Raw genomic sequence first — 15,500 nt, forward strand, 5'->3', positions numbered from 1 at the left:
CGCCGATGGTAGTGTGGGGTCTCCCCATGCGAGAGTAGGTCATCGTCAGGCACTTATACCGCAAAGAACCCAGCCCATCGGCTGGGTTTTTTGTTTTTCTATCTGTCGTTTTATGTCCGCGTTTTTATGTCAGAATGTGAACTCCAAGGAGGAGCGCTATGACACAAATGCAATGGGATCAGTTACTTTCCCCTCGACGCCTTCACGATAAACGAACAGATAGCACCCGGGAAATTGGGCGTAGCCCCTTTCATAAAGATCATGATCGCATTGTCTTTTCCGGCTCTTTCCGACGCTTGGGGCGTAAAACCCAAGTGCACCCTCTGACTGAAAACGATCACATCCACACGCGTTTAACCCACTCCCTTGAGGTTGGCTGTGTCGGCCGCTCTCTCGGAATGATTGTGGGCGAGCTGCTGCGTGACCGCCTCCCTGACTGGATTACCCCCGCTGATTTGGGCGTTATTGTGCAAACGGCGTGTCTGGGCCATGACATCGGTAACCCGCCCTTTGGTCACGCCGGTGAGTACGCGATACGCGACTGGTTTCGCCGTGCCCAGGGAAGTGGCCTGCTAGAGGGCCTATCAGAGGCTGAGCGCGAAGACCTGCTGACCTATGAAGGCAACGCGCAGGGCTTTCGCGTGATTACCCAGATTGAGTACAACCAGTTCAACGGTGGCATGCGCTTATCGGCGGCTACGCTTGGCACGCTGCTGAAATACCCATGGACGGTACGCTATAGCGGTCGTGCGGGTAAGTTTGGCTGCTACCAGTCAGAGCAGGCGCTGTTAAAAGAGGTAGCAGATGCGGTTGGGTTACTTCCCCAAGGGGAGCAGCGCTGGTGTCGCCACCCGTTGGCTTGGCTTGTCGAAGCGGCAGATGATATTTGCTACGCCTTGCTAGACCTGGAAGATGGTCTGGAGATGGGCATTCTTCGCTACGAGGAAGTGGTTGAGATTCTGCGTCAAATTGCCGGTGAGTTCCCACCGGAGTATGCCGAGATGCAGCGTAAAAATGTCTCGCAACGCCGCCGTATCGCCCTACTCAGAGGCGCTGCCATGGAGCGGGCCGTAAACGATGTGGGGGCTGTATTTGTACAGCATGAGCAGGCGCTACTCAGCGGTACCCTCAGCGAAGACTTGTTAGAGCTGTGTCACCCGGATTTAGGTTGGGGTGTGCAGTCCGCCAAGCAGCTGGCTCGTGAGCGTATTTTCCAGAATGAGCGCAAGGCGAAGCTGGAGATTGGTGCTTACACCACGCTGGGTATCCTGTTAGAAGCATTTATCGGTGCGGCCCATGAGCTGCACCACACCGGGCAAAGCTCTTTCAAGCACCAGCGGGTGCTGGCGTTAATTGGTGAGAATACCCCGCTACCCTCATGGACACTCTATGACAGTTACCGGCGAATGCTGGACTTCATTGGCGGGATGACCGACCACTATGCAGTCGATCTTGCTCAAGAGATGGGCGGCCGCTTACGCGGCGACTGAGCCATCCATTAAACGGACGGCTGGCGGAGATGCTTGAGCTCCATCAGCCGTGCACGTTCCAGCAGAATGTGGATGACCTTATCGTGAATGGCATCGCTCATCTGCCCTGGAGTGATGTCAGTGAGCTGTTTGGCAAGCTGCTCGCCACTGACCACCAGGATATCCGGTGAAGCCTCGCTGGTATCAATTTCCCAGCCCGGTAGCACCAGTACCCCTTTGACCGGCACCGTTACACCACAGCGGCGCTCTAACCACTGGCTGAGCCAGTTAACGCCTTGCCGCGTTTTATGCAGCGGTCGCCGTTCCTGCCAGTGTGGGAACCGCAAACGCTCACGTTCAACCGCCACGCTGTTAAGCTCTTTACCATCGGTGCCAATGGCCAGCGTTCTAGCCCGTGTTTCCACAACAAAAACGCCATGGGGGGTCACGACCACATGGTCAATGGTGAAACTATCAGTAGGAACGTCATGAAAAACGTAATAAGGGTGTGCCTCAGGCCGTACTAGACGCTCCAACTCCTGCCCCACAGCCAATTCGCAGGCAAGCCCCAGCTTTAAGCGTCGAATGCGCTGGTAGTCACGTACTAGCAGCAGCGAAAACGCCAGCACCAAAATGGTACTTAGCAAGCCGTAAAGCGCCCACTCTACCCAGTCTTGTTTATCGACAAACAGCATACGGCCCATGCCATATACTAGCGGCGCTAACGTGACTAATGGCCCCAGGGTGCCATTCAGGAACAGGCTAGAAAAGGCTTGGTCGAGCCTATGACGAAGGGCCTGACCAGGTTCGCGCAGCGGTGCATCAAAGGGTGAGTGTACGCGGGCATCGTGAAGGCTACGCAAGGCTAATACAATGCCGCCCATGGCTGCCATGGGGAACAAGAAGATGAGCGGTAGTAGGTATTCCAACCAAACCATTGTCGTAACTTGCCCTTTAGCCATGAGCTTAAGGTCGTGCATCGTGTTATATGGCGATGCATCAACCGCCAGCTAATTTTACCTGATAACCCATTGAGGTTAAGGCATCGCGAAGTGTTTCGCGATGATCGCCTTGAATTTCAACCACGCCCTCTTTAACTGCACCACCCGTACCACAGCGCTGTTTAAGCGTTTTGGCCAGCGTCTTAAGCTCTGCGTGGGCCAGTGGGAGACCGCTGATAGTCGTCACGCCTTTTCCTTTACGCCCGCTGGTTTCACGGCGGATGCGCACAATGCCATCTAATGCGGCAAGACGCTCTTGCTCGCTGGTGTCTTCGCAGCAGCAATTATCAATAGGGGCTCGGCAGTCGGGGCAAGTTTTGCCATGCTCAGTGGAGTAAACAAGGCCACCTAGCTGATCACGTAATGAAGCCATACTATTTCTCTGTTGAGTGATGAAGCATTGCGGCCTGCCATCGCTCGTGGGTCAGTTTTTCAACAACGGCAGGCAGTTGGTACATGTTGCTAATCATAATAGCGCCTTCCGGTGTTGCTTCGGCATCGGGGAAGCGATTCAAATGAATCACCGTCATGCCCGCTTGCAGAGCTGCTTGAACGCCAACTAAGGCGTCATCGATCGCAATGCAGTCTTTTGCCGCAAACCCCATGATACTGGCTGCGTGAAGATGTAAACAGGGCTCTGGCTTCCAACAGTTAGCGGTGTAGCCACTAAATAGACGGTGAGCAAAGTAATGGCTAAGCCCCGTGGCATTGAGTGCGGTGCGGATCTTCGTTTCTGGCCCGTTCGATACCACCGCGCTTGGATAGCGTGATAAGGCGTCAAGTGATTCCCGGGCACCGGGAATGGTGGTTAACTCGTTGGCTAACCGGTCTGCCAGATTGGCCCGCATGGTTTGTTCCATGCGGTTTAGCTGGTCTGCATCGACTTCACCATAGCGAGTTTGCAGTTCTGCCACGATACGTCGAAAGCGAGCGCCGCGAAACTCTCCTAGGTAATCCGAGGAGGCAAACGGGAGGCCCACTGTATTCAGGCCGCGGGCCATCTCTTCAGCAAGCAGGGGTTCGCTATCGACGAGGGTGCCATCACAATCAAACAGCAGAAGTGGAAGCGGCATGGGAATTCCTTGCAGCGTTACAAGCGCTACTCGCGTTAATTTAAGCCGACTAGACTGCTATTGAACGAGATTTTTTGGACTTTGTGAACACTGTTTTATAATTTTTTACGGTTAGCCCGCCCCTAGGTGCCATTTATCCATGTCATCACTAAGTTAACTACCCGGTTTTTAAGGCAATCTATGTTAATCGCTAGGAGAAGAGCTATAGTGGTTAGGCGACGCCGCAATAACCATAAAATGGAGATGTATATGCGATTCAACCCTTGGTTACTCTCATTTGTATTTGGTACCGCGCTGATGGCCTCTGCGGCTAGCGTGTTGGCAGAACCTGAGACCAACGCCGATAGCGAGCAGCACCAAGCGCTGGATGATGCGGCGCTAGAAGAGAAGTACGGTATTAAGGCAGGATCTGTTCAGCGTGACGAGCAGACCTCCGAGATGGCAGCGGCAGAAGAGACGGAAGAAAACGCCGATAACGGTGGAGACGATAGTGATAACACCGAAGGTGGCACCGGCGGAACCGGTAGCGCTGAAGATGCGATTGAAAGCGGTGAAGATGAGCAGAGCAACGACGATAACGAGTAACCTACCGCCGTTAGCGGGAGAGGCGTCGTGAGTTGGCGCTACTGCGTCGATGGTAGGGTTTCATCGCTTTCTGGCTGGTAATCCACCAGGGGGCGTACTGACCACTCATCGCGCTGAAAAACGCTTTTTGCATTACGAGGCCAGCTTCTATGCTAGCCTCAATTTTTTCGGTCACCATGCGCTGATTTTCGCGCATCATAGACGGGCTAAAAAAGGGCTGTGTTTGCCATAGCTGTTGACGCATGGCGATCGTGGATAGCGACGAACTCCATAGTTCCATCCCCATCATTCCGACCTTCCACACATCAAACATGGCGGTGGGCGGAGTAAACAGGGGCATTGGGGAGTGCTTCATAGTGAGGGCTGCCTGGTGAAGAAAAGTGGGGTGGCGCTCTCTAGTAATAGCCTATTTGTGCTGCATTGCAACAAAAAAGGCGGCCCGAAGGCCGCCTTAGCGTCGCTAATTGCTTAGCTGCTTACTTAATTTTAGGAGCCAACTCGCCGCGCTCGTAGCGCTGGAACATCGCTTCCAGGCTAATCGGCTTGATTTTGCTCGCGTTGCCAGCAGTGCCAAAGGCTTCGTAGCGGGCAATACACAGATCACGCATGGCGGTGACCGTTTCTTTTAAGAATTTGCGCGGATCAAACTCTGACGGGTTCTCTGCCATAAAACGGCGCACAGCACCGGTGGACGCTAGGCGCAGGTCGGTGTCGATGTTCACCTTGCGCACGCCGTGCTTGATGCCTTCGACGATTTCCTCAACCGGTACGCCGTAGGTTTCCGGAATTTGACCGCCGTAACGGTTGATGACTTCCAGCCACTCCTGCGGCACCGAGGAGGAGCCGTGCATGACCAGATGGGTATCCGGGATGCGTGCGTGGATCTCTTTGATACGCTGAATAGAGAGCGTGTCGCCGGTCGGCGGCTTGGTGAATTTATACGCGCCGTGGCTGGTGCCAATGGCAATTGCGAGGGCGTCGACCTGGGTAGCCTTTACAAACGCAGCGGCTTCTTCGGGGTCGGTCAGCAGCTGTTCCATATCCAGCTTGCCTTCGGCACCAATGCCGTCCTCTTCACCGGCCATGCCGGTTTCCAGGCTACCCAGGCAGCCCAGCTCGCCTTCTACAGAGACGCCACAGGCGTGGGCCATTTCTACTGCGCGACGAGTGACGTCAACGTTGTAGTCGTAATCCATCGGCGTCTTGCCATCTTCACCCAGCGAGCCGTCCATCATGACGGAGGAGAAACCGAGCTGGATAGAGCGCTGGCATACCGCAGGGCTGGTGCCGTGATCCTGGTGCATCACTACCGGAATATGCGGAAACTCTTCCACTGCTGCCAAAATCAGGTGGCGCAGGAAGGGGGCACCCGCGTATTTACGCGCGCCAGCGGAGGCCTGCACGATCACCGGAGAGTCGGTGGCATCGGCGGCTTCCATGATAGCCCGCATTTGTTCAAGGTTGTTGACGTTGAACGCGGGGATACCGTAGCCATATTCGGCGGCGTGGTCGAGCATCTGGCGCATGCTAATTAAAGCCATGGGGTCACCTTATAGGTTGTCAGTGTGAACGGGTGCAGTGAGCGTGCAAGTTCAATTATTACGTATTAGCCGCGCTTTGCCGCAGCTTCAAGCGCAGCAACAGCCGGTAGCTGTTTGCCTTCAACGTACTCTAAAAACGCCCCGCCGCCGGTAGAAATATAGGAAATACGGTCGGCAATGGCGTATTTATCAATCGCAGCGAGGGTGTCACCGCCGCCAGCAATAGAAAACGCGCGGCTGTCAGCAATAGCATGGGAGAGCACCTCGGTGCCTTTGCCAAACTGATCAATCTCAAAAACGCCCACGGGGCCGTTCCACAAAATAGTGCCAGCATCTTTGAGCAGGCTGGCCAAGTGGGCAGCGGTGTCCGGGCCGATATCCAGAATCATCTCGTTATCAGCGACCTGGTCCACCGGTTTCACCACTGCTTCTGCGGATTCAGAGAACTCCGTTGCCACAACAACGTCAGTGGGCAGCGGAATAGAGACTTTCTCCATTAGCGCTTTGGCTTGACCGATCAGGTCGGCTTCGTAGAGCGATTTGCCCACATTATAGCCTGCCGCCGCGATAAAGGTGTTGGCGATCCCGCCGCCGACGATAAGCTGGTCGCACTTATCAGAGAGTGCGGTCAGCACGTCGAGCTTCGTGGAGACCTTGGAGCCGCCCACAATAGCCGCCATCGGGCGCGCCGGGTTCGCTAAGGCTTTCTCCAGTGCGTCTAGCTCTTGAGCCAGCAGCGGGCCTGCACAGGCGGTGGGCGCAAAGCGGGCCACGCCGTGGGTAGAAGCTTGAGCACGGTGGGCGGTGCCGAAGGCATCCATCACGAAGATATCGCACAGCGCGGCGTACTGCTTGGCCAGCTGTTCGTCGTCTTTCTTCTCGCCGTTATTGAAGCGCACGTTCTCAAGCAGCACCACGTCGCCGTTGCTGAGCGTGGGCGCGGTGTCGAGGTAGTCGTCGACCAGTTTGACGGGGCTACCCAGCAGCTCGCCAAGGTGTTCGGCCACGGGAGCTAAGGAGAACTCCTCAGCAGGCTCGCCTTCCGTGGGGCGGCCCAGATGGCTCATGAGCATCACTTTTGCTCCCGCCTTGGCTGCCACTTGAATAGTCGGCAGTGCGGCGCGCAGGCGGGCATCGCTGGAAACACGGCCGTTTTTGATCGGCACGTTCAGGTCTTCACGAATCAGCACGCGCTGCCCTTCCAGGGGCAGGTCGGTCATTTTTTGCACGTTCATGTGAGCGGTTTCCTCGTGTTCAAGCGAATGTAAGAGCGCTAGGTAGTGCTGCCCATCAATTAGCGAAACGTTGCCAAACGCTGGCTGATATCCAGCATGCGGTTGGCAAAGCCCCACTCGTTATCAAACCAGCACAGCAGCTTGATCAAGCGTGTGCCAGCCACCCTGGTTTGGGTGGCGTCTAGAATGCCAGAGCGGGGGTCATGATTAAAATCGATCGATGCCATGGGGGCTTCGGTATAGCCTAGCACCCCTTGTAAGCGCTGCTGGCTGGCGCTGTGTAGCAGCGCGTTCACCTGGGCGGCACTGGTATCGCGACGTACGGTCAGCGCGGCATCCATGGCCGAGACGTTAATGGTGGGTACCCGCACGTGCAGGCACTCAAAACGCCCGGCCAGGCTCGGCATCAGGCGGCTGATACCCACTGCCAAGCCGGTATCCACCGGCACGATCGACTGCATGGCGGAGCGGGTCAGGCGCAGGTCGGTTTGATGATACGCATCGATCACCGGCTGGTCGTTCATCGCCGAGTGAATCGTGGTGGTAACGCCGTGCTCCAGACCCAATGCTTCATCCAGCACGGTAAGCAGCGGCACCAAACAGTTCGTGGTGCAGGACGCCGCAGAGAGAATGCGCTGGGTGGGGGCAAGCTCATGCTCGTTGATGCCCCACACGATGGTGGCATCCACATCGTTTTCAGCGGGCTGGGAGAACAGCAGCCGCTTGGCCCCAGCCGTTAAGTGCTGCTCGGCGGTGGCGCGATCCTTAAAGCTACCCGAGCACTCCAACACTAGGTCGATATCCAACTCACCCCAGGGCAGCGCTTGCGGGTCGCGTTCGCACAGCACGTGGATGCGCTGGCCGTTGACGAGCAGAGCGCTGCCATCGTTGTCCACCTCACCTGGGAAACGCCCGTGGGTGGTGTCGTAACGGGTGAGATAGGTGATGGTGGCGAGGTCAGAAAGCTCATTAATCGCCACCACCTCAAGTTCTGGGTGTTGGCGTTCCACCAGTGCTCTCAGCACGCACTGGCCAATGCGCCCATAACCATTGATAGCAATGCGATATTTAGTGGAAGCGTTCGCCATGTTGCGATGCGGCTCTTAGAAAAAGTGGCCCGATGATAGCGTATTTCACCGGGGGTTGCTTACCCAGCCCCGATGCCCACTAGCCGCCACGCCAGCGGCAACAGCAGCGCGGTAAAAATACCGGTTAGGCTCATTCCGAGCGAGGCAAACGCCCCGGCGGTAGGGCTAATATCAAACGCCCGCACGGTACCAATGGCGTGCCCATTGAGCCCCAGCGCAAAACCGATGATGCGCTCATCGTTGATACGTAGCAGCCGGGCCGCCAAGCTAACAAAGGGGATGGTCAGCACGCCGGTCACTAGCAGCGAGCCCATTAACAGCGCCACGTTGCCGCCGAGCTGTTCGGTGATGCCGATGGCAATAGGCGCGGTCACCGACTTTGCCGCAATGGAGGCCAAAATGTCTGGGCTCGCTCCCAACAGCCACGCAATGCCCAAGGCATAGCAAGCCGCCAAAGCAGCAGCAATAGGCAGGCAGGCGGCTAGCGGTCGCCAGAGTTCACGGATGCGCGGCAGTTGCTGGTAAAGCGGCATACCCAGCGCCACCGTAGCGGGGCCTAACAGCACGGTTAGCCACGTAGCGCCCTGCTGGTAGGTGGCGTAAGGCAGCCCCAACAGCGCCAGTATTGCGGCCAAAAGGAGTGCCGCGATCAAAATAGCGGGCAGCCAGGAGGGCTTACCCAGCCGTATAAAAACTGCGCTGCCCACCAAATAAGCGGCCAGCGTTAGTCCAACGGCCAGTAAAGGCGTTGCGGTTAAGGTGGGCAGCAGGTTAGTCAGCATGGCTGCGTCCCATCAAACGCGTTAGTAACCATAGGGTGGTGAACACGCTGAGCAGCGTGCCGAGTAGCAGGGCGGCCACAATGGCCAGCCATTGGCCTGCCAGCTCATCCAGAATAAAGAATACACCCACCACGCCCGGCATAATCAGCATAGCCAGGAGTGCAATCAGCGGTTGGGCAGCGGCAGCAAGGCTGGAGGGCACTCTGCCGATCATAGCGAGGGTGGCGCACAGCAGCAGCATGCCCACCACCCCAGAAGAGATGGGTAAACCGGAGAAGTGAATGACCACTTCTCCGATCAACCAGTAGCTAATTAGCCATAGCAGACCGTTTAGCGCGGGCATCGCGATGCCCGCACTGCGTGACCCGTGAGCAGGGGATTAACCCAGCAGCTCATTGGCTTGTTTAACAATGTTCTCGACGGTAAAGCCGAAGTGCTTGAACAGCTCGCCAGCCGGGGCCGACTCACCAAAGGTGGTCATGCCAATCACGCGGCCATCGAGACCAACGTATTTGTACCAGTAGTCGGCATGGCCAGCTTCGATGGCAATACGCTTGGTGACGGCTTTGGGTAGCACGCTTTCGCGGTAGTCAGCGTCTTGGCCATTAAAACGGTAAGCGGACGGCATGGAGACTACGCGCACGGCTTTACCCTGCTGCTCCAGTTCGGCCGCGGCGTCCATCGCCAGAGAGACTTCGGAGCCCGTGGCAATCAGGATCAGCTCTGGGGTGCCTTCGCTATCTTTCAGCACATAGCCACCGCGCTGGATAGACGCGAGCTGGGCCTTGGTACGCTGCTGGTGGGGCAGGTTCTGGCGTGAAAGAACCAGGGCTGTCGGGCCGGAGTGGCGCTTAATCGCGGCATCCCAGGAAGCGGCGGTCTCCACGGCGTCACAGGGGCGCCACGTGTTGAGGTTCGGCGTGGTGCGCAGGCTAGTGAGCTGCTCAATCGGCTGGTGCGTCGGGCCATCTTCGCCCAGGCCAATAGAGTCGTGGGTAAACACGTAGATAGCCTGCTGACCCATCAGCGCCGCCATACGCACGGCGTTGCGCATGTACTCCATAAAGATCAGGAAGGTCGCGCCATACGGCACAAAACCGCCATGCAGGGCGATACCGTTCATCACCGCGCCCATGCCGAATTCACGCACACCGTAGTGCAGGTAGTTGCCGCTGGCATCGTCGGGGGTGATCGCTTTCGCGCCCTTCCAGAACGTCAGGTTAGATGGCGCTAAGTCAGCGCTGCCGCCGAGCAGTTCCGGCATTTGCGGGCCAATCACGTTCAGCGCTTCAAACGACGCTTTACGCGAGGCAATGCTGTCGCCTTTCTCTTGGGCCTGCTGGATCAGCGCTTCAGTCGCCAACTCCGTGGGCAGCTGCGCTTTCATGCGGCGCTTGAATTCACGCGCTTCTTCCGGGAAGGCTTCGGTGTAGCGAGCGAAGCGGCCTTCCCACTCTTGCTGGCGCGTTTTACCGGCGTCGCGGGCATCCCAGGCGGAGTAAATCGGCTCGGGGATATGGAAAGGCGCGTGCTCCCAGCCCAACTGCTTACGTGCCAGTGCCACTTCTTCGTCACCCAGCGGTGCGCCGTGAGCTTCTTCTTTGCCCTGCTTGTTGGGGGCACCAAAACCGATAATGGTTTTGCAGATGATCAGGCTTGGCTTGTCGTCATGGCTCTTCGCCAGCTCAATGGCCGCCTTGATCTCGTCAGGCTTATGGCCGTCGACGTTCGGCACCACGTGCCAGCCGTAGGACTCAAAGCGCTTGGCCGTATCGTCGGTGAACCAGCCTTCGACTTCGCCATCGATAGAGATGCCGTTGTCGTCGTAAAGGGCAATCAGTTTGCCCAACTGCTGAGTGCCGGCCAGGGACGCCGCTTCGTGGGAGATACCCTCCATCAAGCAGCCATCGCCCAAGAAACACCAGGTGTGGTGGTCAACGATGGTATGGCCGGGGCGGTTGAACTGCGCGGCCAGGGTTTTCTCGGCAATCGCGAAACCCACCGCGTTGGCAAAGCCTTGGCCCAGCGGGCCGGTGGTGGTTTCGATGCCGGGGGCGTAGCCAAACTCTGGGTGGCCAGCGGTGGGCGAGTGCAGCTGGCGGAAGTTTTGCAGCTGTTCCAGGCTCAGCTCATAGCCGCTTAGGTGTAAAAGCGAGTAGAGCAGCATGGAGCCGTGACCATTCGACAGCACGAACCGATCACGATCGGCCCACTTGGGGTCTTCGGGGTTGTGCTTGAGGTAGTCATTCCACAGCACCTCGGCAATATCAGCCATACCCATGGGGGCGCCAGGGTGGCCGGATTTGGCCTTCTGAACAGCATCCATGGAAAGGGCGCGAATGGCATTGGCCAGCTCAAAACGGGACGGCATGGGGGTGCTCCTCGCCTGAAAACGGAAAGAATAAAGGCGCTATTGTCGCTGACTTCCCCGGCGGCGGCAAATTCTCAGGGGCACGTTGTGGGAAGAACTTGCAACAGCGTGTAGACTCTGCCTCCCGAAGTGGTGGTGAAAGTGATGGTGCCGCTTCTTTATACGGGCAGGGAACTTCCTGCCATGATTTCCTGCTGATGCTGCGGTCATAACAGAGCAGCCGTCATACAGAGGGTCGAGTGCGCGATGAGCGAATATTCCCTGTTTACCTCCGAGTCCGTTTCCGAAGGCCATCCCGATAAGATTGCCGACCAGATTTCAGACGCGGTGTTAGATGCCATTATCGCCCGGGATAAACAGGCCCGCGTTGCCTGTGAAACGATGGTGAAGACGGGCGTTGCCATTATTGCCGGTGAGATCACCACCTCCGCGTGGGTGGATCTAGAGACGCTGGTGCGTGATGTGATTACCGATATCGGCTACACCTCGTCTCAGGTGGGCTTTGACGGTGCCACGTGCGGCGTCATCAACCTGATTGGCAAGCAGAGTGTCGATATTGCTCAGGGCGTTGATCGTACCAAGCCGGAAGATCAAGGCGCGGGCGACCAGGGCCTGATGTTTGGCTATGCCACGAACGAAACCGATTCGTTCATGCCTGCGCCGATCCACTACTCGCACCGTTTGGTCGAGCGTCAGGCGGAGCTGCGTAAAAATGGCCTGCTGCCGTGGCTGCGTCCGGATGCCAAGAGCCAGGTCACTTTCCGCTATAACGCTGAAGGTCAACCGTGTGGCGTGGATGCGATTGTTCTGTCGACTCAGCACGACCCGGAAATCGATCAAGAAGACCTGCGCAAAATGATTAAGCGTGAAGTCATTGAGCAGGTGATTCCCGCTGAGTGGTTGGATGCCAATACCCAGTACCACATCAACCCGACCGGCAAGTTCGTGATTGGCGGCCCGGTGGGCGACTGTGGCCTGACCGGTCGTAAGATCATCGTCGATACCTACGGCGGCATGGCGCGCCACGGTGGCGGCGCGTTCTCGGGCAAAGATCCGTCGAAAGTAGACCGCAGCGCCGCGTACGCTGGCCGCTATGTGGCGAAAAACGTCGTAGCAGCGGGCTTGGCGGACAAGTGCGAGATTCAGGTCTCCTACGCCATTGGCGTGGCAGAGCCTACCTCGGTGTCTATCGACACCTTCGGTACTGGCAAAATCGACGACGCTAAAATCGTTGATCTGGTGCGCGAGCACTTCGATCTGCGCCCCTACGCGATCACCAAGATGCTGGATCTGCTGCACCCGATGTACCGTCTGACGGCGGCTTATGGCCACTTTGGCCGCGAGCCGTTCGAGCACAGCTACAGCTGGGTAGACGACAAAGGCGAAACGCATACCGAGACGTTTACAGCCTTCCCGTGGGAAAAAACTGACAAAGCAGACGCGCTGCGTCAGGCCGCTGGCCTATAAGCTTCCCGCAAGCGCAATGAGCGTCATGGGTTAGCGAAAAGCGCCCCTTGGTTCACGCCAGGGGGCGCTTTTTTTATGGGTCGAAAACGGCTCCGAGAGTGGCTTGCTGCGCATTGCATCTCTGTCAGTTTCATATAAGTTAACTTTAATAAGGACTGAAAAATTTCCCGTTCACCACGTGAGGATGCGTATGTCGGGTTGGCGAATGACAGGAATAGCGAGCCTAGCGGCAGCTTGGTTAATGAGTGTCACTTTTTCCGCACAGGCAGACATGTGCCCCGACTGGCCCGCCGAGCGGCTGGCGCTGGAAACCCAGGCGCTAGCCGAACATATCGAAGTGTGGGACCGCGCTTACCATGATAACGGCGAATCGCTGATTGCCGATGAGCTGTACGATCAAGCGCTGGCACGGTTGGAAAACTGGCAAGCTTGCTTGGATTCCCCGACTCCCCATCGGCCACTGACCCGTATCACGAGCAGCAGCGGTACCCGCACGCATCCGGCCGCTCAAACGGGGCTCACTAAAGCCGATGAGGACGGCATTCGACGCTTTACCAGCCGCCGCGAAGACCTATGGATTCAACCCAAGGTGGATGGCGTGGCGGTGACGCTGCGTTACCAGGGCGGGGAGCTCGTCGAGGCGGTTAGCCGTGGAGACGGCGAGCGGGGGCAGGATTGGACGGTGCGGGTTCAGCAACTGCCCGGTGTGCCCGTAACGCTTCCTGAGCCCGTCTCTGCGGTGCTGCAGGGCGAGCTTTACTGGCGGTTGGATAATCACGTGCAGGCACGCCAGCCAGATTCGGGTGCCCGAGGTGCCGTGGCCGGTGCCATGGCGCAGCGCGACCCAAGCCAAGAGACGCTGAATCGCATCGGATTATTCGTATGGGATTGGCCGGATGGCCCGACGCAGATGACCGAACGGCTGGCACAACTGACGGCGCTGGGGTTCGATACGGCCGATTACACCCACTCGATCAGCGGCCAGGAGGCGGCCGCCGAGTGGCGCGAACGGTGGTTTAACGGCCCGCTGCCGTTTGCCACCGACGGCGTGGTATTAAAACAGGCTGAGCGCCCTGGCGTGCGCAGCTGGTCGTCATCGCCCCCCGAGTGGGCGGTGGCATGGAAGTATCCGTCTCAGCAGGCGCTAGCCCAGGTGCGCGGGGTCGAGTTTCGGGTGGGGCGCACCGGGCGCGTAACGCCGTTGCTATGGCTCTACCCGGTAACTCTGGAAGGGCGGCGTATCAGCCGCGTGTCGCTGGGCTCATTGGAGCGCTGGCAGGAGTGGGACGTGCGCCCAGGTGACCAAGTGGCGGTGACGTTGGCGGGCTTGACGATTCCCCGGGTAGACAGCGTGGTGTGGCAAACACGTGAAAGAGCCGCCCTAAGCGCCCCGCCGCCCGAGCGCTATCATCTGTTGAGCTGCTTTACGCTAACGCCCGAGCGAACATCAGAATGCAGCGCCCAACTGCTGGCCCGCTTAACCTATCTCAGCGAGCAGCTGGGCATGCGTGGGATTGGCGAAGGCACTTGGCAGGCACTGATGGAGGCCGGTGTGGTTACGGAACTATTGGGTTGGTTGGAACTGACGCCGGAGCAACTTCAACAGGCCCACGGTATTGGCGCTACCACCGCCGCAGCGCTGATGGCACAGTTCGACGCGGCGCGCCAAGCGCCCTATGCGACATGGCTGACGGCGCTGGGAATGCCCCTCGGTGGCGACGCTGAGCTAGGTGACTGGTACACCCTAACAGGCTACTCCCGAACCGACTGGCAAGCCGTTCCCGGGGTTGGCCCGGTACGCGGCGAAGCGCTCGTTGCCTTCTTCAGCCACCCGGACGTACAGCGCATGGCACGCCAGCTGCAGCAGGCGGGCGTCGATGGGTTTTAACCGAGCCCGGTGAGCCGCAGCATCAGCCCCAGGTAGAGCGGGATCAACAGCGGCGCCAGCAGTGTGGTGGTGAGTACCGCCAGCGCGCCTTTTTGCGGCTGAATGCCTAGCTCCATCGCCACGACCACCACGTTAGAGGCCATGGGCACCACGCCCAGCAGCAGCAGTGCCATTGCAAGCTCTGGCGCCAGCGGCATGAACTGCTGGAGCGCCAGCACCGCCCCCAGCATTACCAGTGGCCAGAGCAGATAGCGCAGGCCCACGCAGGTCGCCACAAAGCGCGTATCCCACGCGGCGAGGGTGACCTGGCTTAACGTCATGCCAATGATCATCATGCCCAGCAGGGTATAGGTGGCGGGAAAGACCGCTAATGAACTCATCAGTGATTCCGGCAGCGTGGCGTTGAGCGCGTTTAGCAGCAGCGCTAAGAGAAACGCATAGACCAGCGGCAGACGAACAATTTTGGCCAAGCTCTGGCGTACCGAGAAGTGGCCCCGGGCGCTCAAATAAAACCCCACCGTGAACTCATACAGGTTGATGCCCAGCATGCAGAAGAGATACAGCGTCACCCCTTCCGGCGGTAGCAGAATCAGCGCGACGGGCAGCCCAAAGTAGCCGGTATTACCGGTGCCAGAAGAGAACGCCAGCAGCGCGCCTTCCTGCGGGCCAAAGCGGTGTTGGGTAGCCCAGCGCACGGCCAGTGCCATGGCGCTGACCAATAGAAACATCGCCAGGGTGAGCACCAAATACTCTAAGGTGGGGCCGCCATTCATCAGCGCGCGAAAAATTGTCAGCGGCGCAATCAGGTACACCAGCAGTGTGGCGATCGGGCGCGGGTCTATTTTCAACCGTTGGGCGGCAATAAAGCCGAGCCCCACATACCCTAATAGCATAAGCAGCGGGCCCATTAGAGCGCTGGGTGCTAAGTCCATATCTTCTCCTTGATAGACGCGGTGGTGCCAACATGAGCCGAATTGAAGGTCGACCGTGGAATCTTTCA

General features: G+C 58.1%; 15 protein-coding genes. 4 read left to right on the plus strand and 11 right to left on the minus strand.

Going from position 1 to position 15,500, the window contains the following annotated elements; translation table 11 throughout:
- The first annotated feature begins 158 nt into the window (after positions 1-158).
- Positions 159-1,490, plus strand: a complete 1,332-nt coding sequence (locus ACIGG6_RS16870) for a deoxyguanosinetriphosphate triphosphohydrolase (protein WP_062363374.1) — start codon at positions 159-161, stop codon at positions 1,488-1,490.
- Between the two features lie 8 nt (positions 1,491-1,498).
- Here ACIGG6_RS16870 and ACIGG6_RS16875 read toward each other — a convergent pair whose 3' ends face one another.
- The 3 genes from ACIGG6_RS16875 to ACIGG6_RS16885 form a co-directional block, all read right to left on the minus strand.
- Positions 1,499-2,407, minus strand: a complete 909-nt coding sequence (locus ACIGG6_RS16875; RefSeq protein ID WP_399846131.1) for a nuclease-related domain-containing protein — start codon at positions 2,405-2,407, stop codon at positions 1,499-1,501.
- Positions 2,408-2,468: 61 nt separating this feature from the next.
- Positions 2,469-2,843 carry a translation initiation factor Sui1 gene (locus tag ACIGG6_RS16880; protein ID WP_054641448.1) on the minus strand — a complete coding sequence of 125 codons (375 nt, stop codon included), beginning with the start codon at positions 2,841-2,843 and terminating at the stop codon, positions 2,469-2,471.
- Between the two features lies 1 nt (position 2,844).
- Positions 2,845-3,543: an HAD family hydrolase gene (locus ACIGG6_RS16885; protein ID WP_399846133.1), complete on the minus strand. Its 699-nt coding sequence runs from the start codon at positions 3,541-3,543 to the stop codon at positions 2,845-2,847.
- A 249-nt stretch (positions 3,544-3,792) separates the two neighbouring features.
- On the opposite strand from ACIGG6_RS16885, the gene ACIGG6_RS16890 reads away from it, so the two are divergent.
- On the plus strand, positions 3,793-4,128 hold the full coding sequence (locus ACIGG6_RS16890) for a hypothetical protein (protein WP_399846135.1): 336 nt from the start codon (positions 3,793-3,795) through the stop codon (positions 4,126-4,128).
- 10 nt (positions 4,129-4,138) lie between these two features.
- On the opposite strand, the gene ACIGG6_RS16895 is transcribed toward ACIGG6_RS16890, so the two are convergent.
- From ACIGG6_RS16895 to tkt, 7 genes are all read right to left on the minus strand, one after another.
- Positions 4,139-4,483 carry a hypothetical protein gene (locus tag ACIGG6_RS16895; protein WP_253505693.1) on the minus strand — a complete coding sequence of 115 codons (345 nt, stop codon included), beginning with the start codon at positions 4,481-4,483 and terminating at the stop codon, positions 4,139-4,141.
- 121 nt (positions 4,484-4,604) lie between these two features.
- Positions 4,605-5,669 (minus strand): class II fructose-bisphosphate aldolase, encoded by a 1,065-nt coding sequence (gene fba, locus ACIGG6_RS16900; protein WP_062363362.1) that lies wholly within the window; start codon positions 5,667-5,669, stop codon positions 4,605-4,607.
- A 65-nt stretch (positions 5,670-5,734) separates the two neighbouring features.
- The gene (locus tag ACIGG6_RS16905) at positions 5,735-6,904 is read right to left on the minus strand and encodes a phosphoglycerate kinase (RefSeq protein WP_399846137.1); all 1,170 of its coding nucleotides are present in this window, start codon (positions 6,902-6,904) and stop codon (positions 5,735-5,737) included.
- 59 nt (positions 6,905-6,963) lie between these two features.
- Positions 6,964-7,992, minus strand: coding sequence for a type I glyceraldehyde-3-phosphate dehydrogenase (locus tag ACIGG6_RS16910; RefSeq protein WP_074211222.1), 1,029 nt, complete (start codon positions 7,990-7,992; stop codon positions 6,964-6,966).
- A 59-nt stretch (positions 7,993-8,051) separates the two neighbouring features.
- A complete protein-coding gene (locus ACIGG6_RS16915; RefSeq protein WP_159340558.1) occupies positions 8,052-8,774 on the minus strand; it encodes an LrgB family protein in 723 nt (240 codons plus the stop codon).
- Positions 8,764-9,117: a CidA/LrgA family protein gene (locus ACIGG6_RS16920; protein WP_083023722.1), complete on the minus strand. Its 354-nt coding sequence runs from the start codon at positions 9,115-9,117 to the stop codon at positions 8,764-8,766. Before ACIGG6_RS16920 ends, ACIGG6_RS16915 begins: the two co-directional genes overlap by 11 nt.
- A 36-nt stretch (positions 9,118-9,153) precedes the next feature.
- Positions 9,154-11,145, minus strand: coding sequence for a transketolase (gene tkt / locus ACIGG6_RS16925; protein WP_399846142.1), 1,992 nt, complete (start codon positions 11,143-11,145; stop codon positions 9,154-9,156).
- Positions 11,146-11,391: 246 nt separating this feature from the next.
- On the opposite strand from tkt, the gene metK reads away from it, so the two are divergent.
- Together metK and ligB are read left to right on the plus strand one after the other, a co-directional pair.
- Positions 11,392-12,612 (plus strand): methionine adenosyltransferase, encoded by a 1,221-nt coding sequence (gene metK / locus ACIGG6_RS16930; protein ID WP_044630435.1) that lies wholly within the window; start codon positions 11,392-11,394, stop codon positions 12,610-12,612.
- Between the two features lie 205 nt (positions 12,613-12,817).
- A complete protein-coding gene (gene ligB, locus ACIGG6_RS16935) occupies positions 12,818-14,500 on the plus strand; it encodes an NAD-dependent DNA ligase LigB (RefSeq protein ID WP_399846146.1) in 1,683 nt (560 codons plus the stop codon).
- Here the strand turns inward: ligB and ACIGG6_RS16940 are convergent.
- Positions 14,497-15,432 carry an AEC family transporter gene (locus ACIGG6_RS16940; protein WP_399846149.1) on the minus strand — a complete coding sequence of 312 codons (936 nt, stop codon included), beginning with the start codon at positions 15,430-15,432 and terminating at the stop codon, positions 14,497-14,499. The two genes, ligB and ACIGG6_RS16940, sit on opposite strands and share 4 nt — an antisense overlap.
- Positions 15,433-15,500: the final 68 nt, after the last annotated feature.

Origin of the sequence: Vreelandella lionensis (assembly GCF_044543515.1) — a bacterium.
Lineage (GTDB): Bacteria > Pseudomonadota > Gammaproteobacteria > Pseudomonadales > Halomonadaceae > Vreelandella > Vreelandella lionensis.

What these genes read in the sequence shown, in the direction of transcription:
- ACIGG6_RS16870 (WP_062363374.1), top strand. Translation starts at nt 159, where the DNA reads ATGACACAAATGCAATGGGATCAGTTACTTTCCCCTCGACGCCTTCAC.
- ACIGG6_RS16875 (WP_399846131.1), bottom strand. Translation starts at nt 2,407, where the DNA reads ATGGTTTGGTTGGAATACCTACTACCGCTCATCTTCTTGTTCCCCATG.
- ACIGG6_RS16880 (WP_054641448.1), bottom strand. Translation starts at nt 2,843, where the DNA reads ATGGCTTCATTACGTGATCAGCTAGGTGGCCTTGTTTACTCCACTGAG.
- ACIGG6_RS16885 (WP_399846133.1), bottom strand. Translation starts at nt 3,543, where the DNA reads ATGCCGCTTCCACTTCTGCTGTTTGATTGTGATGGCACCCTCGTCGAT.
- ACIGG6_RS16890 (WP_399846135.1), top strand. Translation starts at nt 3,793, where the DNA reads ATGCGATTCAACCCTTGGTTACTCTCATTTGTATTTGGTACCGCGCTG.
- ACIGG6_RS16895 (WP_253505693.1), bottom strand. Translation starts at nt 4,483, where the DNA reads ATGAAGCACTCCCCAATGCCCCTGTTTACTCCGCCCACCGCCATGTTT.
- fba (WP_062363362.1), bottom strand. Translation starts at nt 5,669, where the DNA reads ATGGCTTTAATTAGCATGCGCCAGATGCTCGACCACGCCGCCGAATAT.
- ACIGG6_RS16905 (WP_399846137.1), bottom strand. Translation starts at nt 6,904, where the DNA reads ATGAACGTGCAAAAAATGACCGACCTGCCCCTGGAAGGGCAGCGCGTG.
- ACIGG6_RS16910 (WP_074211222.1), bottom strand. Translation starts at nt 7,992, where the DNA reads ATGGCGAACGCTTCCACTAAATATCGCATTGCTATCAATGGTTATGGG.
- ACIGG6_RS16915 (WP_159340558.1), bottom strand. Translation starts at nt 8,774, where the DNA reads ATGCTGACTAACCTGCTGCCCACCTTAACCGCAACGCCTTTACTGGCC.
- ACIGG6_RS16920 (WP_083023722.1), bottom strand. Translation starts at nt 9,117, where the DNA reads ATGCCCGCGCTAAACGGTCTGCTATGGCTAATTAGCTACTGGTTGATC.
- tkt (WP_399846142.1), bottom strand. Translation starts at nt 11,145, where the DNA reads ATGCCGTCCCGTTTTGAGCTGGCCAATGCCATTCGCGCCCTTTCCATG.
- metK (WP_044630435.1), top strand. Translation starts at nt 11,392, where the DNA reads ATGAGCGAATATTCCCTGTTTACCTCCGAGTCCGTTTCCGAAGGCCAT.
- ligB (WP_399846146.1), top strand. Translation starts at nt 12,818, where the DNA reads ATGACAGGAATAGCGAGCCTAGCGGCAGCTTGGTTAATGAGTGTCACT.
- ACIGG6_RS16940 (WP_399846149.1), bottom strand. Translation starts at nt 15,432, where the DNA reads ATGGACTTAGCACCCAGCGCTCTAATGGGCCCGCTGCTTATGCTATTA.